The organism is Nostoc sp. UHCC 0302, from assembly GCF_038096175.1.
Taxonomy (GTDB): Bacteria; Cyanobacteriota; Cyanobacteriia; order Cyanobacteriales; family Nostocaceae; genus UHCC-0302.
Genome location: NZ_CP151099.1, coordinates 420,884 through 443,422 on the forward strand (window position 1 = coordinate 420,884; position 22,539 = coordinate 443,422).

Below are 22,539 nucleotides of genomic sequence, written 5' to 3' on the forward strand. Positions count from 1 at the left end.
AGGTGGGATTTGAATTCCCTATCTGATTTGTCCTCCGAAGTTCTGTTCGCTGGTTTCCAGCGCTCAGGCTTCTTTTTTTGTCCCTTTCTTCAATTACGCTTCAGATAACTGGCATTTATGAAAAAACATACAAAGCAAAAAATAGTATTCTTTGCCTTATTAAGCTTTTGTGGCATCACCCTTGCATTAGCTCTATTTGGGTTTTATACCTATTGGCACACTGCACAGCAGAGACTTCAAAAAGCTAAAAACCAAGCTCAGCGAGAAGCTGTGCTAACGACTCTGGAAATCGAGAACGAACTGCGTAACACTCAAGATAACTCCCTTGCTCTTGCTAACTCCCTCACGACGGGTGAAATCAACGATGAGCAACTATCAGCGCAACTCCAACAAAAAATCGAAAAAAACCCTTATCTTGCTACCTTCGGTGTTGCCTATGAAGCTGGTGTTAGTAGGAGCAAATCCTCAAAGTTAGATCCGCCTGTCTATCTAAGGGTAAATAATAGTGTGCAATTGGGGCAACAAGAGAAGAATGATGACAACACAAAATATCCCTGGTATCGCAAGACGTTGCAAGATGGAGCATCTTGGGGAGAACCCTACCGCAGGTCACAGCAGTCTCTCTTGACTGAACCCATAGTGGGATTTTATGCTCCGTTCTATCGCTTACAGGGCAAAGAAAAATTGCCGCAAGGAGTTCTTTTTAGTGAATATTCCTTAAGTCAAATACAACAGCTGATTGATTCCTTACAACTGGAACTAGGAAAAACGGGCTATGCCTTTGTTCTTTCTAAAGATGGAACTTTTGTATATCATACAATTACTGATAATGTCAAACAGCAAAATAACTTGGTTGAAATTGCTGCCAAGCAGAATAATAAACAGCTTCAAGCATTAGTGCAAAAGGCGCTTCAGGGTAAGGAAAGTGAAGCGGAGTTGTTCGATGAAACTACAGGTCAAAATTCGTGGTTTTTCCTGCAACCAACGAAGTTGAATGGCTGGGTGGTAGGAGTAGTCTTTCTCGAACAAGAAGTTTTACTAGATGACCAAACTAAGCGGCAAACACTAATCTTGAGTTGTTTAGCTTTGGTTTGGTTTTTCATTTGTTTATCAATTCTCATGTTGCGAGCTTATGAGTTTCGTACTAGCCGAGTCTGGATAGTGTCGTCAATCTCTAGTATCTTGTTTGCCGCAAATATCGGAATGATTTGGAAATTAGCTTTGGGCGATCGCAATTATATAACCAATCACAACGTCCTGCTTAATCAAGCACAAGTTGATAAATTATTGGCTCCCCAAGTCAAGTTAAATAAAAACTTAAACCGAAAGCCACCGCTATATGTGCCTACTGGGATTTTTATTCAATCCTTAGAATTTGAAAGTGCTAAGAAAGTTTTTATGACGGGTTACATTTGGCAGAAGTATACTAAAGGTATTCACGATGGGTTGACTCGCGGTTTTATTATGCCGGATGCTGTCAGTGCCAACGATGTAGAAATCAAGGAAGCTTACCACTATAACCAAGGAAATGTAGAAGTTATTGGCTGGTATGTGGAAGCTACAATATTGCAAAATTTGGATTACTCTCACTATCCCTTTGACTACAAAGATATTCAAATTCGGCTATGGCACAGTGATTTTAATACTCAAAGTCATTTAAACCGCCAAGTGTTTCTCACGCCAGATTTTGAGAGTTATAAAATTATTAATCCTAGCGCTCATCCTGGTTTGGATAAGAGGCTAGTTTTGGATGGCTGGCAGATTGAAGATAGTTTTTTTGAATATCTTTATGCAACATATGATAGCAATTTTGGGATACCAAATACTATTTTTAAAACAAATGTTCCTGAACTGAATTTCAATATTACTACTAAGCGCCAAGTTATCAGTATTTTTATCTCCAGAATCGGGCCGCTGTTTGTAGTCGTTGTCATGCTGTTTGCGATGTTAGTAATTGCCGATAGAGATAAAGCTATGGAGGTTTTGGCAGCTTGTGCTGGTTTTATTTTTATTGTCATTCTTGACCAAATTTCGCTTAGGGAACAAGTCCTTGCCAAAGGACTTGTTTATTTCGAGTTTTTCTACTTAGTTATTTATTTATACATTTTTGTAATCACTATTAACGCTGTTTTAATGCTCGTTAAACCAGAATTAAAGGTATTACAGTATCAAGATAACTTGATAGCTAAGATTTTTTACTGGCCTTCTCTTCTGAAGCTATTACTGTTAATTACAATTTTTATATTTTTCTAAAGTGATTTGCTAGAGCAGTCTATTTATTCTTGCTGAAATTATAAGAACAATGTTCGGTAGGATAGGAATTAAAAATAATGTAAAGCAATAAATTATTTAACTCCAGCGAGGAATTGCAAGCCAAATGCTATATATTGATTATCCATCCTCTCCTGTACAATTATCACAATTTATCGCCAAGCACCAATGTCGAATCAGCAGCATACCAAAATTCTTCTGGTGCATATTGCAGGTGAACTTCAGCACCAGACCAGATAAATGTACCTAACAAATCCTTATAGTGGTCAATTGACCTCGAAATAGCTTATTACAGATATATTCAGTGAATACATTTGTATAAAAGTTAGCAATTATGAAAGCTGCTAAAGAGGACATTCCGTTCAAATTACGCCTTAGAGCGTTAGATGTTACAAAAGGATTCGTGATGATTGTTATGGCGACTCGCCATTGCGCTTTTTTCTTTTCTACGAACTTATTACAAATACCATCAGATTTATTTGACCCGTATATATTTTCTACTTTCCTACTATGTTTTGGTATCGGAAATGGCTTGTCACGCCGTTTCAAAAAACCCGGAGTCTTAGGCAAACTCTTACTTGTCTATCTGATTGGTGGATTACCAAGTGCAGTAGTTAGTTATCTGTTGAAGAATAAAGAAGAGAGTTGGAGTATGGTTTTCACTATTGCCCGTGACCAACTAATTAATGCAGTAACATTACAACATAGACTACCTTTTGCTGATTTTCTTGTACCTTTCATTGTAGCCTTTGCCGTTTTTCTAGGTGTTCAATCTTTCTTTCGAGATTTCAACCGCCTCATGCTGTTTACAGCTTTAGGAATTTCTTTCCTTTCTTATATTTCAGGCTATGTTTTGGCTCAGATAGCTCCTAATTCAATTTTTCGGGATTTTTACAGCCAAGGGTTTCGCTGTCTTCAAAGTATACCGATATTTATTACAGGTATTTGTCTGGGTCTGTTTCTCCAGAAAAAAGCCAAAATGCCAGAATTTAAACCACACATATTGGTATTAATCACGCTCAGCTTTTGTATACTTATTATTGCGGCTGATTGGCAATATCAGCACCAAATGTATAACGGTAGAATCTGGAAAAAAAGTGGAGAATTAAGCTATTTGCTAATTAGTACTATCGTTTCACTTCTCTTTTTATTTATTGTTGATAGTAGTATGAAATCACGTTTTATACAGAAGCGACTTTCTTCAGTTCTAATTTTCTTAGAAAAAATAGGTGAGAGGACAATGAAATGTTTATGGATACAATTTTTATTGTTTCCAATAGTGGGCTATATTGTTTCTATTAATTTTGTTCATCCAGTAAATATTTTACTAAGCCTAGCTACCATCGGCTTGATGTGCTGGCTAACATTAGACGATCGCATCTATAAAAGATTGTCAATTACGTTAGCAACTAGAAAGTAAATATGGAGTTTTTATCCTAATTTAATTAAAAATAATGTCCTTTGGAGAGACGGCGATTTATCGCATCTCTTCTCTTAACCGAACCGTATTGGAGGTTATTGTTGTTGACGAATAAGTTAGGATTGGCATAACTCAATATTTGTTACTTACTTTCCTCCAGTATTAATGTAGAATCAGCAGCGCGCCCAAATTCTTCTGGTGCATATTGCAAGTGAACTTCAGCACCAGGCCACAGATATGTACCAGGAGTCACAGAACGGACTAAGTAATGCAGGCTATAAACTCCTGGTTCTAAGTGGTCAGTGTAGGCGATAATGCGATCGCGATATATATTTCTAAAACCAAGTTGCCAACTATCTGCTTTAGCTTGTAATGCAGCTGTAGTAGTTTGAAAACTCGCATCCACAGCTTCAAACCCTGCGGGTAGGGGATCTTTAATGACTACATGATCTATGGGATGATCAGCGATGATTTCTAAACCAATATCAAACACTTGTCCAGGTGCTAAAGTCAATGCTTTATCGAATGCATAAAGACCTAACTTTTGCAAGACTTTCTCTTCATTTACTTTGCGAATTTCCCTAGTTACTCGTAAACCGTTAAACCTCCCTGATTGATTTCCCTGCAAACGATAACTATAGTTAACTAGATAGTGCAGAGTGCCATTACCTGATTTTTGCAGTGTTAAATCGTGACGCCCACGAGGTAAATTATTCATCGGTACATTTAGCTGTAAGCTAGGATTTTGGTAGCCATTAAAGCGATTTTCTCCCAGTTTTTTACCAGCTAATTGCACTGAAGCGATAAAATTAGGTGGCGTGGGTTGCAGTTGGCTATATTCTACTAAAGCTGTTAGTGCTTGAGCATTATTATAGTTAGTTTGCCATGTACCATCGCGACGCAATGCAAGAAGACTTTGCAATAACTTATCTATAACTTCCGGTTTACTTTGTTTAACAATAAACAGACGTAAAGCTTGCGCTTGCGCTGTGGTGGGTGAACTCATCCATTCCCAACTTTGGGGTAAACTCACAACTGCTGTGCGTCCAGTTTCATATATATTTTGTTGGAGTTTGTTCACCATTTGTTGAGATTCATCTTGCCATTCGGGAAATTGAGATAAATATCGCGCTAGTTTAATTTGAGTTACTAAATCAAAGTTATTCCGCTGTTGATAAATATCTGTAAGGAAACTATTACGTTTGTCTCCTAGTTCTGCTAAAGCGATTAAGGCATTGAGTTGCAGTTGACTTTTACATAATTGCTGTTTGCAAAAGTCATATTGTCCGGGGTTTGCTAAAACTTTTTGCAAATAAACCTTAAGGCGAGACACCATTTTAGCATCTACTAAACTGGGGAATGCTTGACTTGTTTTAGCTAAAGATTCTGCTGTATAAGATGAAACCCAAGGGTCAGATTTTTCTTGTCCAGGGAAAGCAGCAAAACCACCGTCAGCGAGTTGGAGTTTTTGTAATTTATCTAAGTAAGGAGTAGGGAGTAGGGAGTGGGAGAAGACAGATTCTCTATTCCCCATTTTTGTGTAAGAGTTTTCAGATTAGCAGCAATTATTAACTGACTCGCGGCTGGTTCTGCGAATGGTAAATCATCATCTTCTAAAACTTGTTTAGCTGGTGTTTTAATTTCTGGTATTAATGTACTGGCTAACTGAATATCTAAACCTCCCGCATTAGGAAAGATATTTTTATCAACATTCAGGGGAATCTTTATCTGTTTTTCTGTGACACCAGTCTCAACGACTTGTTCTGTAATTTCCAGTGGCTTAATTTCTAAAGGCACTTCAAACGCATCTGCTGAATTATTTAGCTGAGTAGTAAAGCGAACTTTACCGACTCCTACACTTTCTGCAAGCATGGGAAAACGATAAGCATGAGTAGCAGATTCAGCTTTGGTTTGCAGGGATGCGGCTTTGGGATTATTTTCAGCAAACTTGACTGTACCGTTAAGTTCACTATTAATTGCTAGTGTTCCTGTATTGCCAGTATTGTTAGTGACGGATAAGCCAGCGAGAATGCGATCGCCTGGACGGGCAAATTGTGGCAAGATGGCATTAGTTAGCAGTGGCTTTGTAGTGATAAACGTTGCATCACCATTGCCGAACCGTAGATTTCCATCAGTAGCGACAGCCATCACTCGCCATGTTGTTAAGTTATCCGGCAGTTTAAAGCTTATCTGTGCATTACCATTAACATCGGTGAGAACAGAACCGTTGTAGTAAGCCAAGGGTTGAAAATCGGTGCGGACACGCGTATTTGCTGCACTAGTTGAGAAACCACCGCCATAACCCCAACCTTTGGGTTTAGCTATATCTTGTGGTTGAATTATCACATCTGGGCGATTATCGCTAAAGCGGGTAGAGATTGGCTGTTCTGCATAAACAGTATCCACTAAATTCGGTGGGCGATAGCCAGAAAGTTGTAACACCGCTTCATTCACCACCATGACTGTAAACTGTCCTTGGGTGGGCTTACCTTGATTATCTTGAAGTTCTAGTTGTACTGTCTCCTCTGCACCAGGTTCTAAGGATGCTTGCACTGGTTTAACTTGCAGTTTTAAATACTTATCTTCTAAGTTGACTTTAAAAGGTGTAAAGCCAATTTTTACCAATTTATCTAAACTTCCAGCTTCTACTTGATTAAGCGGTTTACCTTGTCTCACTAACACAGCTTCCACAGCTGCATTTGGCAACATTTCCGGCGTGACTTGAAACTGAATTTGTGGGGCGCTTCCCTTGACTTTGGTAATCTGCTGATAAAGGGGTTTATCTTTAATAACAGCAAAGTATAATTCGGCATCTGGATAGGGAGATTGAATTAATGCAGTAGCAGTTTCTCCCGGTTTAAAGTCTGTTTTATCTAGTTTAACCTCTAAGATATCTTGTTCTCTAGAACCCCAAAATACTTGATTTTCTCCAGTTGCCCAAATCTGTAAATCTGTGGCGCTTGATTCATCTCTAGTATTGCTAAAATTAGCTCTAATACGGTATGAACCTGACTCAGTTGGTGTTAGTGTTACCGATTGCGGATTATTGGCAGATGTAATTTCTACTTGTCCTACTGTCTGATATTCCACTTGATTTTTTGGTGTTCGGCTACCTTCCACTAATTGGGTGACACTACTATATTTCATCTGTTGCAATTCTAGACGCACCCGTTGGTCTGTAATTGGTTTTCCTGTAGGTTCACTAACAATTACTTCAATAGGAAAAGCCTTACCAGCATCAGCGACAAAATTACTTTTTAACCCAATCAAGCGATTACTTGGTAAAGCTGTAAAAGTTTGAGAATTTGCTACAGATAGATTAGAAACATCAGCAACCTGTACATCTACTTGATAAGTCATTGGGTATGGCAAATCTTTCGCTACAGTTATAATTTGGCTACTTTTACCGCTAGCATCTAGCTTGGTATTCGTTTGCACTACATCACTAGATATAGTAGGGGCTTCTTCTGGCCAAAACCATTGCTTACCAAAAGTAAATCCTTCCCAACCTTTAGGGATAAAATTAGTCTGCTGACGAGTAATAAAATATTTTGCTTCTCCACCTTCTACAGGCGCACCAAACAGATAAGTACTTGTAGCTTTAGCCTCAACCTTTTCATCAATGAGAGCAAATTCTTTATCTAAGTTGAGTTCGACTTTAAAATTAGGCGGTTTAAACTCAGCGACACGAAATTCACCAGAAATTTCTTGCCCGTTTTTACCCTTAGCTTGGATTGTATAATAACCCAAACGCTGATTGGTATTGATTGGCAATTCTAAAGAAAACGTCCCAAATTGATTTGTAGTTTGCGTCCCTAAGTTTGTCTTTTGTCCATCAGGATTTATCAGAGTTAATTGATATACAGCATTTTTATCTTGCTGAATTGTGCCATTTTGTAAGTAATCTGCAAAACCAGTTAACCAAGCCTTTTCTCCGGGTTGGTATAACTGTCTATCAGAGAAAATTACCCCGCGTGATTCTGGCTTACTATCTTCTTGCCAGCCTGCATCAATACCGTAACCATAAACACCACTATATTCTTCAGTTCTGGCAAATGCCCAATCTTGATTTTCACGGGCAATAACTAACAATTGTGGTGATTTAACAGAACTTTTTTTATCAGGATAACATTGCTGCAAACCTTGAATATTAATTCTGAAAGTTCCATTTATATCAGTTTTCCCTGTTGCACAAGGTACTGGTTCAGGACGCGATTCCGTATCTAATTTTGATTGATAAATTTCAATAGCAGCATCTTTAACTGCTGAACCATCACTCAGATGATTGACGCGAATTAAGCCTGACTCAGGAAACCACTGTGTAAATACACCCAAATTCGTCAATTCAACCATGCCATAAGTTATCGGTTCTCGCCACAATTCCTTACCATTCTCTTGATACTTATTAGTACGGGCTTGTACTCCATAAGCTAACATTCCTGTAGCAGACTTAATTTTTTCTTGCAAAGGAACAGTAACTTCAACTGATTGATTGTTTTTGCTTGCTACCTTGAAGCTTTCCCATTCCGAAGGTTTTGGTAATAAGTTATTACTATTATTAGAATAAACTAAATCTGTCGGTTGAACTACTTGATAAGCAGCTTGATATTTTGCTTCTGGCAAATTTACTGTACTAATATTTAACCGTAAGTCTTTACCTGCTGGGAAGATATTCAAATTTGATGGTGTCCAGATATCACCAGCTAAATCTCCAGTGTCATATTTAACTGTGACTGGCTTACTCAAAGTTTGCCCAAATTTATCTTTAAGATTTCCGCCGATAGTAATTGTATAAGTCTTAGCTGGTTCTAAAGCATAAGGATTGATTGCAACAATTCTATCTTCTTCATTTACTTGCAGAATTCGTGGAATATCTTTAGGTGCTGGATTAATTTTAATATTTTCTTTTACGGAATCTGTTACTAAGATATTATTAAATTCCAACTGCGGACTACCTTTAATAAATCTGCCATAGGTTCCCGCTGCATCTGGCTGTCCATAAAAGTTAATTCCTTGAAATGTCAGAGGTGAATAAGTTGTTAATTTACTGGCAAACTCTTTTGCTGTAGATAGATTACCGTAAGCTGGACGTATTCCAGAAGCAAATGCTAAGCGGTAACGGGTTGCTTTTTCGAGGGTTTGTAGAGGAATAAGATTATAAATCCAATTGCGTGCTGAAGCGTCAAATTTTTCTAAAGAATCTTCATTTTCTGATGGTTTCTCTTCTTTAGCTAATTCAACCTTAAATCCCACACCTTTATCTTTATCTTCTGGAGTTAGCTGTAAATGTTCTTGCACAGAAGCTAAATCTAGTTCTACATTTGAGGTGAACTCCAATTTCTGCTGTAAATCTATTGGTTCTGCGTCAGCTTTTTCAATTAGATTCACTCCAGGTAAGTTAGTCAGTTTGATAGGTTCTGTGTTAAAAGTCCAAGCTAAATCTTTATCTAAACGATGATTTTTTAAATCTGTTAATCCTGCTTTAAGAGTGACTTGAACTCTTGTTGCTATTGGTAAAGCTTTTTCACCTTGAAACCCTACCATACGTGGCGTCAAAAAACGAAATTGACCGGGTAAAGGTGGCCAAAGAGTAAATTTTTGTAAGAGTTTTTGCTGTTCTGGGCTATCAAGACTCTCAACTGGTATTAAAGCCTCTCTAAACCGGATGCGAATTTGGTTTAGAGGTTTAGTATCCCCAATAGGACTAATTTGTTCTATCCAGTCTGGTAAAGTTGGCGGTGTAAGTGCAGAAACTTCTGGAAGTTGTTCTTTACCTGGGGCAATATTAAAAAAATTACAGCCTGCGATCGCCAATAAAACTACAATAAAAAGTAAGAATTCTTTCCAAAGTCTAATAATCATCTTTAAGTAATTAAATAAAAATTTATAGCCAACAAAATTTGGTAGTCCCCTCTTAAGAAGGCAATACCAAAATTATTAGTTATTTATACCAAGAGTTAGGCTGCACGCAGCATTATTTACATAGATAACCAATCCAGTAGGCTTGTTCCGAAAAATCACTACAATTCTTAACTCCAAAAGCTTGGAACCCCAATTGATTAAAGAAGTCGGGTATCTTGAGCTTCATATAAATTGTTAAGTATTTAACAAATTTACTGATGTAGCTATAATTACCGCGTCAAAATTAAGATAAGTTTTCCTGGGTAAGGGATTCCTTGATGAAAATTAAGCACCAACTTCGGCGTTTGTTGCATCGCAAAACTAGTAAAGTTATCTTGGCTGTACTGCTAATATGTTTGGTAGTACGCTTACTTCCTTATTTTGCGCCGATTCGTACCGCAGACATCGCCCAAAATCAACTGGCAATGCAGTTTAGCGATCGCAATGGGCTACCATTAGGAACATTGCTCACTCGTGATCAAGAGCATACAGCTGTAGTGCCATTAAATCAGGTTTCTCCCCAGTTTATCCATGCAATTTTAGCTGCTGAAGATGCTAGCTTTTATCATCATGGCGCATTGGATATGAAAGCAGTGGCCCGCGCCATCAAAGAAGCTATTCACGCGAAAAGAATTGTTTCTGGTGCTTCGACAATTACTATGCAGTTGGCGCGGATGTTAGATCCTGTTCCCCGCACTTTATCAGGTAAAGTGAATGAGATTTGGTTATCTTGGCGGTTAACTGCTGGGATGAATAAAGATGAAATTCTCTCTGCTTATATTAATCGGCTGCCAATGGGCGGGAATATATATGGTGTAGAAGCAGCAGCCCGTACTTATTTTTCCATACCAGCTAGTGATTTAAATCTTGCCCAAGCTAGTCTTTTGGCTGCAATTCCCAATAATCCCACATACTTTAATCCTTATGAACATTGGGAACGGTTAAAGCAACGGCAAAAATACGTCCTGAATCGGATGGTACAAGAAAGGTACATTACTACCCTGATTGCAGAACGCACATCCGCCGAAAAAGTTGTGTTTCAGTACCGCCAGCCGGGAATTGTTGCCGCCCCACATTTTTTATTTTGGCTAGCTAGTCAGATACCCGCAACCTCCCTAAAAAAAGAGGGTTACGTTCCCTGCTTTTTAAGGGGGGTTAGGGGGGATCAATTTCTTATCCGCACCACTATAAATCGTCCCTTGCAACAGTTTGTAGAAGCACAGGTGCAGCAAGTAATTTCTACCCTAGCTGCTAACAATGTCCATGATGCAGCTGCTTTGGTAATTGACAATCATACTGGTGAAGTTTTGGCTTATGTTGGTTCACCTGATTACTTTAATGAAGTACAACTAGGACGCAATGATGGAGTACAAGCACTGCGTCAACCGGGTTCTACCTTGAAACCTTTTGTTTATGAATTAGCTTTAGAAAAAGCTGCGATTCGCCCAAACACCATTTTGGCAGACGTACCTGCTCACTACGCTATTCCCGGCGCGAAACTTTATAGCCCAACAGATTACACTGAAAAGTTTCTCGGCCCTGTGCGCGTACGTGTGGCTTTGGCGAATTCATTAAATGTACCAGCAGTCAGAGTATTAGAGAAAGTAGGTGTGCAGACTTTTTTAGAACGTTTACATGAATTGGGATTTGCACACCTCAATCAAACCGCTGAATATTACGGTTTAGGCTTGACTCTCGGTAGTGGTGAAGTCAGTCTCTGGGAATTAGCCCACGCTTACCTAACTTTGGCACAACAAGGACAAGCCACTCCCTTAGTAACCACAATTCCCCAGTACCCAGTCCCCACTACCCAGTACCCAGTACCCAATCCCACAACATGGCAACTCATCACCAATATATTAAGTGACAGCCATGCTCGTGCAACAGCTTTCGGTGTAGACTCTGTGTTAAATTTACCCTTTCCTGCTGCTGTTAAAACTGGCACATCATCTAATTTTCGCGATACTTGGACGGTTGGCTTTACTACCGATTACACCGTTGCTACTTGGGTAGGGAATTTCAACGGTGAACCTATGCGACAGGTTTCAGGAGTTACAGGGGCAGCGCCTTTGTGGAATCGGATTATGTTACACTTGCACGAACATCAAGAACCAAGTGATTTTCCGCCTCCAGAAGGTTTAGTACAATTACCAGTCTGTGCAATTTCTGGGTTACGTCCAACACCAGATTGTACCTCAGTAGTACAGGAATATTTCTATCCTGAAGACAAAATTGCTTACGATCGCAACAACAATTTCAATTTGCCGCCAGAGTATAATGAATGGCTGGCAAGACAGCAGCAATCTAATTTTGCTGGTAATTTGAGAATTGTATCTCCTCACGATGGTGATTTATTTGTGTTGTATCCCGGTGAAGAGGATAAGCAAAAGCTGGAGTTTAAGCTAGCAGGAACCAAATCTGCATCTGTAGAGTGGTGGTTGAATGGTGAAAAGCTAGATACACAGTCAGCTAATTCTGTATTTTGGTATCTGCGTCCTGGTAACTGGACTTTAGAAGCTAAAAGTGATGCAATGAGCGATAAGGTAAGTTTTCAAGTCGAGTTAGCCAGGATAAAACCCACACGCCGAGGTTTTTCTGTGGGTAATTCTGACTTCAAAAGCGATCGCCCATAATCATACCAATTTGTAATTTGTAATTAAGACAGCAAAAGCTGCTGTTACAACCTAATGAATGTTTCTAACAGCAACTTGAGCATCCATAAGAACACTTTAAGCGTTTCTAACCACACCTTAAGCGTTACTTATAACTCAATCAATATTTTTAACAACAGCTTTAATTTTCCTAGCAATAGCATCTGTTGTGGTAACAAATGTTAACCCGCTAATTATCATGTCTACTTGTGAGCTTGCTTTAGCTCAAGTTTATTATTACCCAATATGGTAAATGGGCGATCGCTTAGGCAGTGGCTGTACTTGGATTTGCTAAGTTAACTCAACCTAGGCATCTGTCGTATTTCTTTTAGAATAAACCATTGGTATATCCGTGCGATCGCGGAAAAATTAATCTCTTCCTTGAGAAATTTGCCGTTTGGAAGTTGATGTTATACATTATTGATGCTCAAGTTAGAATAATAGATTCATCTACTAATGACAACTACACAGACTGCTCCCAAGACAAAAGAACATAAATCCGCTAAGAAGAAACACCAGTCTTTTCCTAGCATGGATATTGGTACTCCTAAAGTACCACTCCGCAAACGCAACCAGCCCAAGCAACAGCATGAGTTACTCAGTGATTGGGAACACGCAAGTTAATTTGCTACTTTAATTCCCAATCACATAGCTGAGACGTAGGTGACATCCGAGGGAAACTATATTGATAAAATCCCTGAATATCCAGTGAAGCATTGCGGTATAGAATCCACTTAGCAGCATCCTCGCTATCATTTGTGGTACTAACTACACGTCCTTGACTAACTGTCAAGCGCCCTTCAGAATCCCACGTAAATGCAGATTCAGGCGTGTTTTTCAACAGATTTACACCCCATGATATCGCTAAAGCTTCACCTATGATATGGTTGCCGTTGACAATACCTCGAATACAGATAAAGTGATCTGAGTGAGGATAGCCATAATATCCATCAACACGATTTTCGACTTTACTAAAATTTAAACAAACTCCTGCTCCATCTCGCCAGTCTTGAGGATCGGGTTGACTACACAACTGGTAATTACCATTTGCTAAACTTGCAATGTTGACTGTTTGAGCTGTAACCCAAAGGTTTTGGAGTGGTAGAGATAGACTCTGTTTGTCTTTAACTTGGCTGTAAGAAATTAGCGAATCTGTTAACAGTGCTGTAAAGACTAGACTCAGCAACAAGAAATTGCTTCTAATCTGCATAATCTCACCTCCAACTCTTGGCAAGGCTGGCTTTTTTAGGAGATTTGAGATTGGAATCAGTTAATCTCTAAATAACTGGAGCCGCAGACACTGCTAACAACATTAACAGTAATAAAATTAGCAGACTGATTTTGACGAATAAGTAGGTGGTAATATCAGATAAGGGAAAAATGTCAATCATTTTACACCTCCATTTGCAAATCTTGTGGAGTTATCTGAGCCGTTGAGCAAACCATGTAAAGAGAGGCTACTTTTTATCTAGCCTTGGTTTGCTATATCTCTATTATCTCTCAATAATAAACTTGTTGAAAAAAGAATGTAACAAATCCTTTGGTAGAGATGCTCTCTAGCAGGCCTCTACCAAAGGATTTGTCAGCCTCCCAGAATCATCTGCTATTCTTCTTGCACATCAATCCAGATACTCCCTTCATCGACGCGAATCGGAAACACCGACAGTAATTTTTGTTTGGAAATCAATGAAAATACCTTGCTGATACCGGGCGGCCAAGGACACCACTCTTTTACCTCACCAGTACGCAGGTCAAAAGCACTGCGATGTGTAGGACAAACAATTGCTCCATCTTCAGTAATTTTGCCATTTTTCAAAGGCAATTTTAAATGAGGACAGGCGTTGTTTACGGCATATAGCTCATTTTCATGATTCAAAAGCAGGATATTCTGCTTACCAACTTTTACCACCTGTCGCCCACCGGGTGCAAGTGCATCAACTGCAAGAACTTTAGTCCAGCTCATTAGGTTCTCCTCTCCTAATAGACCTGCTTTCAGTTTCCCGCAATTGTGACTCGTGCGATCGCTTTAACTAGCTTTACCAATTTCTATAGCTTCAGGAATTTCAATTAATTTCCCAATTTGAACATCGTAGAGATAGCCATAAATCGGAATTTCCCGCGGTACTAATGGGTGATTGCGAATCCGTTTCACATCAGCATACACACTTTCTGCTTGCTCACCAATAGTTAACCAATCAATGAATTCAGCTTCACCCGAACCTTCTCCAGAGCCAACATCATGCCAACCCGTCGCGTCTATCTTGGCAGTTTTTAAACTATTAGCCAGTAGATTTCTCATAACTTTGTCTGTGAAGGTTTCCATACCACAATTCGTGTGGTGAATCACAAACCATTCACGAGTACCCAATAGTTTGTAAGAAATGACTAACGAGCGAATAGCATCGTCACTAGCACGTCCACCTGCATTTCTAATCACATGGGCGTCCCCTTCAGCTAATCCAGCAAACTTTGCTGGGTCAAGTCGCGCATCCATGCAAGTCAGAATTGCAAATTTACGAGCCGGAGGAATCGTCAGGTTGCCTTTATTACCAAAATTTTCAACGTAAGCTTGGTTAGCTGATAAGACTTCTGTTAATATTTGACCCATAATTTTGACTTTATGTCTTTGCAGACGAAAGTTTAACCAGCAACTTAAAGGCATTAACCTAATGTTGCTGATTTAAACTACGATAAATTGATAGAGTTAAAGTACTTTGTAAAAGTACTCTCCCACGAGTTCATTTAAAAAGCAAGTATTATTTTAACGTGAGTTCGATGAACCTCTCCCTCCCAACCTCCCTCTCCGAAGCGGAGAGGGAGGAGCAACGAAAAAATCATCGTTTTACTCCCCTCTCCTCGTAGGAGAGGGGCTGGGGGAGAGGTCAATATTGCACTTGTCGAACTCACGTTATTTTATATATTGCTTCTCATCTTAGAGCGATACCTACGGTAGACCTTTGAGATGTCCGCGTAAAATTTCCTGAATCGCCTGTTGCACAGCCTCTTTACTCAAGCTGCCATCTACTCGTACAATTCGCTCTGGATAGGATGCAGCTAACTCTGTATATCCTTGTTGCACACGCCGATGAAAAGCGATTGTCTCTTGTTCAATGCGGTCTAATGTTGGTTCGCTTCCTCGTTTGCGGGTAAGTCCTATCTCTACATCAACATCTAGCCAGATAGTTAAGTCACTTTCTAGTCCACCAGTAGCAATATTATTGAGTTGATTGATTAAACTCATATTTAAACCCCGACCATAGCCTTGGTAGGCAATAGTAGAGTCGGTGTAGCGATCGCATAAAATATATTTACCTGCTGCCAGATTTGGCTTCAGCTCTTGTTCAACGTGTTGCGATCGGTCAGCAGCATACAACAAAAGTTCTGTAACTTCAGCAACTGGCTTGCCCTGAGCGGGGCCGAAGGGTTTATTCTCTACTTTCTCTAGCAACAGGCGGCGAAGATGCAAACCTAACTCTGTTCCCCCTGGTTCACGAGTTGCAACCACAGAAACACCCAAACTTTGCAGCCATTCCCCACAAAGCAGCATTTGACTGGTTTTACCGCAACCTTCTACCCCTTCAAATACAATTAATTTGCCACCCATGCTTTTTTAACTTCGCTGCAATAGACTCGTTCACTCACGTTTTATCAAGAATAGCGCGAAGTGTAAAACCTAGCTCTATGGTTGATAAATTAAGCTTGGGACAAAGATTAGGCAGAAATCACCAAATTGTGTAAAGATAAAGAAAAGCTTAAGAAGTGAGAGACTCATGATAACTGCCAAAATGATGCAACACCTATGGGCTGTAATCGAGTCTACACACGTCAGCACTCTGCTCCAGTTTGACGATGCGGCTTTAGTAAAATTGCTGCTTCAGCAGTTAAAAATCAACCAGGGAATTGACGAGCAGACAGATAGCAATTTGAATAATTATATCAAATCTAAATTACCGCTAATTCGTGACACGGCTGAAGGGCGGTTAACCTTCGGGCAAGATAATTCTTACCAAGAACAAGACGTATGATTTTTTGCTAATAAGCATTTTAGGAGAGTTAAAACAGTTCAATATGATGAATCACTGGCTAGGCATAGCCCTGGTAGCTTATCTAATTGGAGCGGCGATTGAAGGGGTGAGTGCAGCCAGTCAGTTATCTCATTCATTACCTGAGCTAACTAACAGCACACAAGACCAGGCGCAAAAATCTGCTACTTCACCTAACTCCAGATGGCGAGTTTTCGCTGCGATCGCCTCGGTAAGTATATGTGGAGCATTCTTCTGGCCCTGTCGTCTGCTGCACCGTTCAATAAAAAGGGACGTTTGACGAAATAATGTGTAATTTATAGGAATTATTTTTAATCTTTGAAAGTTGAAATTTTCATCAAAATTTGCTCAGGATGAATCAGTGCTATTTGGAAGATATCATTACTGATCAATGAGAGTTTAACTATACCCTTAAGCATCGTATTTAGTTGAATATTACCGAGATTGAACTGAGTATTTTGACTCGTCAATGTCTTGACTAACAGATTCTTATGATTGCAATTACGAATTGCTTTGACTAATCCCACACGCTCGATGTAGGAGATTATTAAAATGTCGTTATACTTCCTAAACTAAATAGTCAAGCTCAAGTTCGATTCCCTACTCTAAGCACTCATGGAAAACTTTATTTTTTACAACCCAGTTAAAATCCTATTTGGCAAAGGTCAAATAGCCAATATTACTGCTGAAATTCCTGCTGATGCCAAAATTCTCATAACTTACGGCGGAGGCAGTATTAAAAGCAATGGTGTATACGACCAGGTAAAGTCTGCGTTAGCTGGACATAATGTGATTGAGTTTGGCGGTATCGAACCAAATCCTCACCTAGAAACCCTCTTGAAAGCTGTTGAACTGGTACGGAATGAAGGCATCAACTTTCTACTAGCAGTAGGTGGCGGTTCTGTTCTCGATGGCACTAAATTTATTGCAGCTGCGGTTCCCTTTGTCGGCGACCCTTGGGATATCTTAGCAAAGAACGCACCTATAACTGCTGCTGTACCTTTAGGTGCTGTGTTGACGCTTCCAGCAACCGGCTCAGAAATGAATACTAACTCGGTCGTCACAAAGTGGGAAACTCAGGAAAAACTGCATTTTAGTAGCCCCTTGGTGTTTCCGCGCTTCTCTGTTCTCGATCCAGAAACGACTTTCTCGTTACCTGTGCGGCAAATTAGCAATGGAATAGTTGATGCTTATACCCATGTGATGGAACAGTATTTGACTTATCCAGTAAATGCGCCATTGCAAGACCAGATTGCTGAGTCAATCCTCAAAACGCTAATTGAGGAAGGGCCAAAAACTCTAGCTAATCTCCAAGACTACGATGCACGGGCTAATGTGATGTGGTCTGCGACATTAGCACTAAATGGGCTAATCGGTGCAGGAGTACCCCACGATTGGGCAACCCACATGATTGGTCACGAACTCACAGCAATACATGGTCTTGATCATGCTCAAACTTTAGCGATTGTCCTACCCAGTACTCTCTCAATTAGACGCGATCGCAAATGGCAGAAACTCTTACAGTATGCTGAGCGAGTTTGGAACATTGTTGAGGGAACTGAGGAAGAACGAGTCACGGAAGCGATCGCTAAAACTCGCAAATTCTTCGAGTCCGTCGGTGTACGCACTCGCCTGTCTGACTATGGTGTCGGACTAGAAGACACCATTCCCGTAATTATTGAGCGCTTTGAAAAACGTGGTTTTGTCGCTTTAGGCGAACATAAAGATGTTAACCCTCAAGTTGTTGAGCAGATTTTAACTCTGTCTGCATAAGGGTTGGGGACTGGGGACTAGGGACTTGGAAGAATAATCCATGCACAATAATACCCAATGCCCCATCCCCTATTCCCTATTCTTGACTATCAAAGACTTGTCGTGGTAATCTCAAACAGACCAATTGGTCGGTAATTCTTTAATTAAATGACCAAAGGCGAAGAAACAAAAAGCAGAATTCTTGAACAAGCGGCGGAACTGTTTAACCAACAGGGTTATGCTGGTTCGTCTATTTCAGACATTATGCGTGTGACTGGATTGCAGAAAGGAGGAATTTACAATCACTTCCAAAACAAAGATGAGCTAGCATTACAGGCTTTTGACTTTGCGATCGCCCGCACTCGGCAGTATTTTATAACTGCATTGCGAAGTAAACGTCATGCAATAGAACGCTTGCAAGCAATTATTACAGTATTTAGCAGTTTTACAGACAACCCACCAATTCAAGGAGGATGTCCATTGCTAAATACTGCTGTTGAGAGTGATGATGCTCATCCGGCGTTGCGCGATCGGACTCAACAGGCGATGAACTCGTGGTTACATTTGATTCGCCGAATTATTGAAACAGGAATTGAAAAGGGTGAAATTAACTCTGATGTGAATGCTGATGAAATCGCCACTATCATAACTGCAACTCTAGAAGGAGCGATTATGATGAGCAAGCTATACGGAGATTCTATTTATATGCAAAGAGCAGTTAACCACCTGAATCAATACCTAGAAAGTCATCTTTAAATTTATGGCACAAATCAAAGTATATGGTCTAGCAGAAAAACTTAACCCTATCAAAGTAGACCTATCGCATATTATCCATACTTCTGTTAGTGAGGTGTTACAACTTCCACCTGAAAAACGATTTCATCGTTTTTTCCCTTTGGATAAAACGGACTTTTATTATCCCAATGACAGAACAGAAAACTACTTAATTATCGAGATTAGTATATTCGAGGGACGTTCAAAAGAAACAAAAAAAGAGCTAATACATAAGTTAATTAAAGATATAAATCAAAACTTGAATATTTCTGTTAATGATATTGAAATTACAATTTTTGAAACGCCTAAATCCAACTGGGGTATTAGAGGGTTTCCAGGCGATGAATTAACCCTAAACTACAAAGTAGAAGTTTAAAATTGTTGGTGAAAATAAGCAATAATTTAGCAGTTAATTAAAAATTAATCCTGCTGAAAAAACTAGGAATTTAGATAAGTTTATTTGATAAACAGACCGTACGGTCTTAAAAGCAATCTTTAGTAGAACTTATGCTAATAACCAATAACTTAGAGAGACCTTTAGCAACTTAAGATGCAATTCCTTATGCTGAAATTTTACTACAATCCCCTCTCGCCTAATGCTCGTCGTGTATGGCTCACCTTATTGGAAAAAGAGATTTCCTTTGAGCCAGTCTTAATTAAATTGGATGGGGATCAACTCCAACCAGAATTTATAAAAATCAACCCATTTCATCATATTCCGGTTGTGGTAGATGACGGTTTTCGAGTAGTTGAATCTTTGGCAATTATGGACTACTTAGAAACCAAATATCCAATGCCTGTAATGTTACCTTCCGAACCTCAAGCATTAGCAACTGTGCGGATGGTGCAAACGGTAACTGCTAATGAATTATTTTCGCAAGTGATTTCACTAATTTCTGAAAATGAAGACTCACCAAAAATTTTGCAAGCAAAGCAGCATATTGATAAAGTACTAAAACTTTTCACAGATTTATTAAGTAACTCTCCTTATTTTGGGAGCAAACAGTTAACCCTAGCAGATATAGTTGCTGGGATAGGTGTACTTTCATTACCTCCTTTGGGTATCAATCTTAATGATTACCCTAAGCTAAATGAATGGTCTGAACGTTTAATGCAACGCCCAGCATGGCAAAAAACTCAACTAAGCGCTGAAGAGTTTGAAGCATTTAAGCGGCGAGTCAGAGTTTTAGTGAAGTTGCGTAGGCGTGAGATTGTCAGAGGAAATAAAGCAAATGTTAACAAATAATAAGTTTTTAGATATGATCTGTGCATCAGGCAGTTTTAAAGGTGTATTTGCTCAAGGTGTGTATTGCTATAATTTTTAATGGAAAAGAAAAGTAATAATTATTTGAAGAAGAATGCAGAATTCAGAATAAGAAAGTGGGAGACTTAAACCCACTTATTTATCCACACAGTCGTACAGAATTCAATTGGATAATTCTGGTGACTGTCTTCTAAATTATTTGCTGTTAAACTATTCGTATGATAATAGTTGCTATTATAACTAATGATATATCTATACCTTCAGCAAATTATCTTTAACTAAATCAAAAATAAAAAAATTGACTATGGATAAACAACCGATACAAGTAATTGGAGGTGGGCTAGCTGGAACAGAAGCAGCGTGGCAAATAGCTCAAGCTGGAGTGCCAGTTATTTTACATGAAATGCGCCCAAAACGCTTTAGCCCAGCGCATCATACAGAACATTTGGCGGAGTTGGTGTGTAGTAATTCCTTTGGGGCAATGGCAAGCGATCGCGCCGCCGGATTGTTGCACGAAGAGTTACGCCAACTCGGTTCCATAGTGATTTCTAAAGCGGATGAACACGCCGTCCCTGCTGGTGGGGCGCTAGCTGTAGATAGGGGACAATTTGGGCAAGACTTGACTCAAACTTTATCTAGTCATCCTTTAATTGAATTTCGTCGAGGGGAAGTGCAAACCATTCCTGAAGGAATTGTGGTTTTGGCAACTGGCCCTTTAACCAGCCCTGACTTAGCGGAAGACTTGCGTCGCTTTACAGGGATGGAATACCTCAGCTTTTTCGATGCGGCTAGCCCGATTATTGTCGGCGAATCGATTAACCGCGATATTGCTTTTATGGCATCGCGCTATGACAAAGGTGAAGCCGCCTATCTTAACTGCCCGATGAATAAAGAGCAGTATTTGCGGTTTCGCGAAGAATTATGTAAAGCCGAACAAACGGAACTCAAAGATTTTGAACGGGAAACGGCGAAATTTTTTGAAGCTTGTCTACCCATCGAAGAACTAGCACAACGCGGCGAAGATACAATGCGCTACGGCCCCCTCAAGCCAGTAGGGTTATCGGATACCCGCACAGGTGAGCGGCCTTATGCTGTGGTGCAGTTGCGGCAAGAAGATAAAGCCGGTCAACTGTGGAATATGGTAGGATTTCAAACTAACCTGCGTTGGGGTGAGCAAAAGCGAGTATTTCAGCTAATTCCAGGGTTAGAAAAAGCTGAATTTGTGCGTTTGGGAGTGATGCACCGCAACACGTTTATTAATGCTCCTCAATTAATGTCTGCTAGTTTGCAATTTAAGCAGCGTCCCACATTGTTAGCAGCGGGGCAGTTGATTGGTACTGAAGGCTACACGGCAGCATCTGCCGGCGGTTGGTTGGCGGGAACTAATGCAGCGCGGTTAGCTTTGGGTAAAGAAGCATTGACTCTACCAACAAGCACAATGATGGGAGCGTTGTTTGAGTTTATCAGTTCTGCTTCGCCTAAGCATTTCCAACCAATGCCGCCCAACTTTGGGATTTTTCCAGAACTTGGTGCGAAAATCAAAAGTAAACAGGAACGTTACGGACGTTATCGCGATCGCTCTTTAGCTGACTTAACAACCTGGAAAGTCAATAGTAATTAAATAGAGCAAATTTTACTCCTAACTTCCAACCCCTGCTGTAAATCCTAGTCTCAATTTGTGGGATACCAAATAAACTGCCCCATCTTATGATGTAGCCAGCTTTACCGCCAACATATACCAAATCATGCAGCTAATTCATGCGAAAAATATGTGGTACGAAGTTTGCGCGGCCAAGCAAACATGAAAAGCATAACCCGAACAATACGAATTCTGGCTATTTCAGGAAGCCTCCGCAAGATTTCATCAAATACTGCCCTGCTTCAAGCTGCGATCGCTTTAGCACCAGAAAATGTTGAGATTAAATTGTATGCTGGACTCGGTAATTTGCCACACTTCAATCCTGATTTGGAAGCAAATGAACCGCCTTCAGTAACAGATTTGCGGATGCAGCTACGGTGGTCTGACGGTTTGCTGATCTCAAGTCCAGAGTATGCACATGGCGTACCAGGTGTATTGAAGAACGCGCTGGATTGGTTGGTGAGTGGAGAAGAGTTCGTAGACAAGCCTGTTGCATTGCTTAATGCGTCGCCGCGGTCAACGCACGCACAAGCCTCGTTAATCGAAATCGTCACGGTGATGTCAGGGCGAATTGTTCCTGAAGCATCAATCACTGTACCACTCCTCGGTAAAAATCTTGATGCAGTTGGAATAGCTTCTCATCCAGAGATTTCTAGGGCGCTACAAGCAGCTATCGTTGCCTTTGTGAGCGAAATTGAGCGCCGACAAGCCGAAGTGAAATATTAAGATGTAATACCAATTTGAAAAAATAATTTAACAAATAGCCCATTTGTAGAGACGCGATTCATCGCGTCTTCACCCAAGGATGTGTTGCAATCAATTAA

At 39.9% G+C, this 22,539-nt stretch carries 16 protein-coding genes and 1 pseudogene; 12 read left to right on the forward strand and 5 right to left on the reverse strand.

Annotated features, from left to right (window positions below):
• Nucleotides 1–117 precede the first annotated feature (117 nt).
• Both WKK05_RS01785 and WKK05_RS01790 read left to right on the forward strand, forming a co-directional pair.
• Nucleotides 118–2,253: a cache domain-containing protein gene (locus WKK05_RS01785; RefSeq protein WP_341528105.1), complete on the forward strand. Its 2,136-nt coding sequence runs from the start codon at nucleotides 118–120 to the stop codon at nucleotides 2,251–2,253.
• Between the two features lie 352 nt (nucleotides 2,254–2,605).
• Nucleotides 2,606–3,691 (forward strand): hypothetical protein, encoded by a 1,086-nt coding sequence (locus WKK05_RS01790; RefSeq protein WP_341528106.1) that lies wholly within the window; start codon nucleotides 2,606–2,608, stop codon nucleotides 3,689–3,691.
• A 142-nt stretch (nucleotides 3,692–3,833) separates the two neighbouring features.
• On the opposite strand, the pseudogene WKK05_RS01795 reads toward WKK05_RS01790, so the two are convergent.
• A pseudogene (locus WKK05_RS01795) lies at nucleotides 3,834–9,553 on the reverse strand (alpha-2-macroglobulin).
• Between the two features lie 317 nt (nucleotides 9,554–9,870).
• Here WKK05_RS01795 and pbpC point away from each other — a divergent pair.
• Together pbpC and WKK05_RS01805 are read left to right on the forward strand one after the other, a co-directional pair.
• Nucleotides 9,871–12,225 (forward strand): penicillin-binding protein 1C, encoded by a 2,355-nt coding sequence (gene pbpC, locus WKK05_RS01800; protein WP_341528107.1) that lies wholly within the window; start codon nucleotides 9,871–9,873, stop codon nucleotides 12,223–12,225.
• A gap of 474 nt (nucleotides 12,226–12,699) precedes the next feature.
• Nucleotides 12,700–12,867 carry a hypothetical protein gene (locus WKK05_RS01805; RefSeq protein WP_341528108.1) on the forward strand — a complete coding sequence of 56 codons (168 nt, stop codon included), beginning with the start codon at nucleotides 12,700–12,702 and terminating at the stop codon, nucleotides 12,865–12,867.
• A gap of 4 nt (nucleotides 12,868–12,871) precedes the next feature.
• On the opposite strand, the gene WKK05_RS01810 is transcribed toward WKK05_RS01805, so the two are convergent.
• The 4 genes from WKK05_RS01810 to tmk all read right to left on the reverse strand — a co-directional run bounded on the left by WKK05_RS01810 (nucleotide 12,872) and on the right by tmk (nucleotide 15,847).
• Nucleotides 12,872–13,453 (reverse strand): hypothetical protein, encoded by a 582-nt coding sequence (locus WKK05_RS01810; RefSeq protein ID WP_341528109.1) that lies wholly within the window; start codon nucleotides 13,451–13,453, stop codon nucleotides 12,872–12,874.
• A gap of 393 nt (nucleotides 13,454–13,846) precedes the next feature.
• Nucleotides 13,847–14,206, reverse strand: a complete 360-nt coding sequence (locus WKK05_RS01815) for a Rieske (2Fe-2S) protein (RefSeq protein WP_341528110.1) — start codon at nucleotides 14,204–14,206, stop codon at nucleotides 13,847–13,849.
• Between the two features lie 63 nt (nucleotides 14,207–14,269).
• On the reverse strand, nucleotides 14,270–14,851 hold the full coding sequence (locus WKK05_RS01820) for a carbonic anhydrase (RefSeq protein WP_341528111.1): 582 nt from the start codon (nucleotides 14,849–14,851) through the stop codon (nucleotides 14,270–14,272).
• A gap of 336 nt (nucleotides 14,852–15,187) precedes the next feature.
• Nucleotides 15,188–15,847, reverse strand: a complete 660-nt coding sequence (gene tmk / locus WKK05_RS01825) for a dTMP kinase (protein ID WP_341528112.1) — start codon at nucleotides 15,845–15,847, stop codon at nucleotides 15,188–15,190.
• 166 nt (nucleotides 15,848–16,013) lie between these two features.
• On the opposite strand from tmk, the gene WKK05_RS01830 reads away from it, so the two are divergent.
• The 8 genes from WKK05_RS01830 (at nucleotide 16,014) to WKK05_RS01865 (ending at nucleotide 22,441) form a co-directional block, all read left to right on the forward strand.
• Nucleotides 16,014–16,268 carry a hypothetical protein gene (locus tag WKK05_RS01830; protein ID WP_341528113.1) on the forward strand — a complete coding sequence of 85 codons (255 nt, stop codon included), beginning with the start codon at nucleotides 16,014–16,016 and terminating at the stop codon, nucleotides 16,266–16,268.
• Nucleotides 16,269–16,311: 43 nt separating this feature from the next.
• A complete protein-coding gene (locus WKK05_RS01835) occupies nucleotides 16,312–16,566 on the forward strand; it encodes a hypothetical protein (protein WP_341528114.1) in 255 nt (84 codons plus the stop codon).
• 335 nt (nucleotides 16,567–16,901) lie between these two features.
• Complete coding sequence (locus WKK05_RS01840; RefSeq protein WP_341528115.1) at nucleotides 16,902–18,059, forward strand: iron-containing alcohol dehydrogenase; 1,158 nt, start codon at nucleotides 16,902–16,904, stop codon at nucleotides 18,057–18,059.
• A 147-nt stretch (nucleotides 18,060–18,206) separates the two neighbouring features.
• Nucleotides 18,207–18,794: a TetR/AcrR family transcriptional regulator gene (locus WKK05_RS01845; RefSeq protein WP_341528116.1), complete on the forward strand. Its 588-nt coding sequence runs from the start codon at nucleotides 18,207–18,209 to the stop codon at nucleotides 18,792–18,794.
• A 4-nt stretch (nucleotides 18,795–18,798) separates the two neighbouring features.
• Nucleotides 18,799–19,188: a tautomerase family protein gene (locus tag WKK05_RS01850; RefSeq protein ID WP_341528117.1), complete on the forward strand. Its 390-nt coding sequence runs from the start codon at nucleotides 18,799–18,801 to the stop codon at nucleotides 19,186–19,188.
• A gap of 186 nt (nucleotides 19,189–19,374) precedes the next feature.
• Nucleotides 19,375–20,058 (forward strand): glutathione S-transferase family protein, encoded by a 684-nt coding sequence (locus tag WKK05_RS01855; RefSeq protein ID WP_341528118.1) that lies wholly within the window; start codon nucleotides 19,375–19,377, stop codon nucleotides 20,056–20,058.
• Nucleotides 20,059–20,380: 322 nt separating this feature from the next.
• Nucleotides 20,381–21,697 (forward strand): FADH(2)-oxidizing methylenetetrahydrofolate--tRNA-(uracil(54)-C(5))-methyltransferase TrmFO, encoded by a 1,317-nt coding sequence (gene trmFO, locus WKK05_RS01860; protein WP_341528119.1) that lies wholly within the window; start codon nucleotides 20,381–20,383, stop codon nucleotides 21,695–21,697.
• A 180-nt stretch (nucleotides 21,698–21,877) separates the two neighbouring features.
• On the forward strand, nucleotides 21,878–22,441 hold the full coding sequence (locus WKK05_RS01865; RefSeq protein ID WP_341528120.1) for an NADPH-dependent FMN reductase: 564 nt from the start codon (nucleotides 21,878–21,880) through the stop codon (nucleotides 22,439–22,441).
• The last annotated feature ends 98 nt before the right edge of the window (nucleotides 22,442–22,539 follow it).

Bases quoted from the DNA above. Each gene is read 5' to 3' on its own strand.
- WKK05_RS01785 (WP_341528105.1), top strand. From the start codon at position 118: ATGAAAAAACATACAAAGCAAAAAATAGTATTCTTTGCCTTATTAAGC.
- WKK05_RS01790 (WP_341528106.1), top strand. From the start codon at position 2,606: ATGAAAGCTGCTAAAGAGGACATTCCGTTCAAATTACGCCTTAGAGCG.
- pbpC (WP_341528107.1), top strand. From the start codon at position 9,871: ATGAAAATTAAGCACCAACTTCGGCGTTTGTTGCATCGCAAAACTAGT.
- WKK05_RS01805 (WP_341528108.1), top strand. From the start codon at position 12,700: ATGACAACTACACAGACTGCTCCCAAGACAAAAGAACATAAATCCGCT.
- WKK05_RS01810 (WP_341528109.1), bottom strand. From the start codon at position 13,453: ATGCAGATTAGAAGCAATTTCTTGTTGCTGAGTCTAGTCTTTACAGCA.
- WKK05_RS01815 (WP_341528110.1), bottom strand. From the start codon at position 14,206: ATGAGCTGGACTAAAGTTCTTGCAGTTGATGCACTTGCACCCGGTGGG.
- WKK05_RS01820 (WP_341528111.1), bottom strand. From the start codon at position 14,851: ATGGGTCAAATATTAACAGAAGTCTTATCAGCTAACCAAGCTTACGTT.
- tmk (WP_341528112.1), bottom strand. From the start codon at position 15,847: ATGGGTGGCAAATTAATTGTATTTGAAGGGGTAGAAGGTTGCGGTAAA.
- WKK05_RS01830 (WP_341528113.1), top strand. From the start codon at position 16,014: ATGATAACTGCCAAAATGATGCAACACCTATGGGCTGTAATCGAGTCT.
- WKK05_RS01835 (WP_341528114.1), top strand. From the start codon at position 16,312: ATGATGAATCACTGGCTAGGCATAGCCCTGGTAGCTTATCTAATTGGA.
- WKK05_RS01840 (WP_341528115.1), top strand. From the start codon at position 16,902: ATGGAAAACTTTATTTTTTACAACCCAGTTAAAATCCTATTTGGCAAA.
- WKK05_RS01845 (WP_341528116.1), top strand. From the start codon at position 18,207: ATGACCAAAGGCGAAGAAACAAAAAGCAGAATTCTTGAACAAGCGGCG.
- WKK05_RS01850 (WP_341528117.1), top strand. From the start codon at position 18,799: ATGGCACAAATCAAAGTATATGGTCTAGCAGAAAAACTTAACCCTATC.
- WKK05_RS01855 (WP_341528118.1), top strand. From the start codon at position 19,375: ATGCTGAAATTTTACTACAATCCCCTCTCGCCTAATGCTCGTCGTGTA.
- trmFO (WP_341528119.1), top strand. From the start codon at position 20,381: ATGGATAAACAACCGATACAAGTAATTGGAGGTGGGCTAGCTGGAACA.
- WKK05_RS01865 (WP_341528120.1), top strand. From the start codon at position 21,878: ATGAAAAGCATAACCCGAACAATACGAATTCTGGCTATTTCAGGAAGC.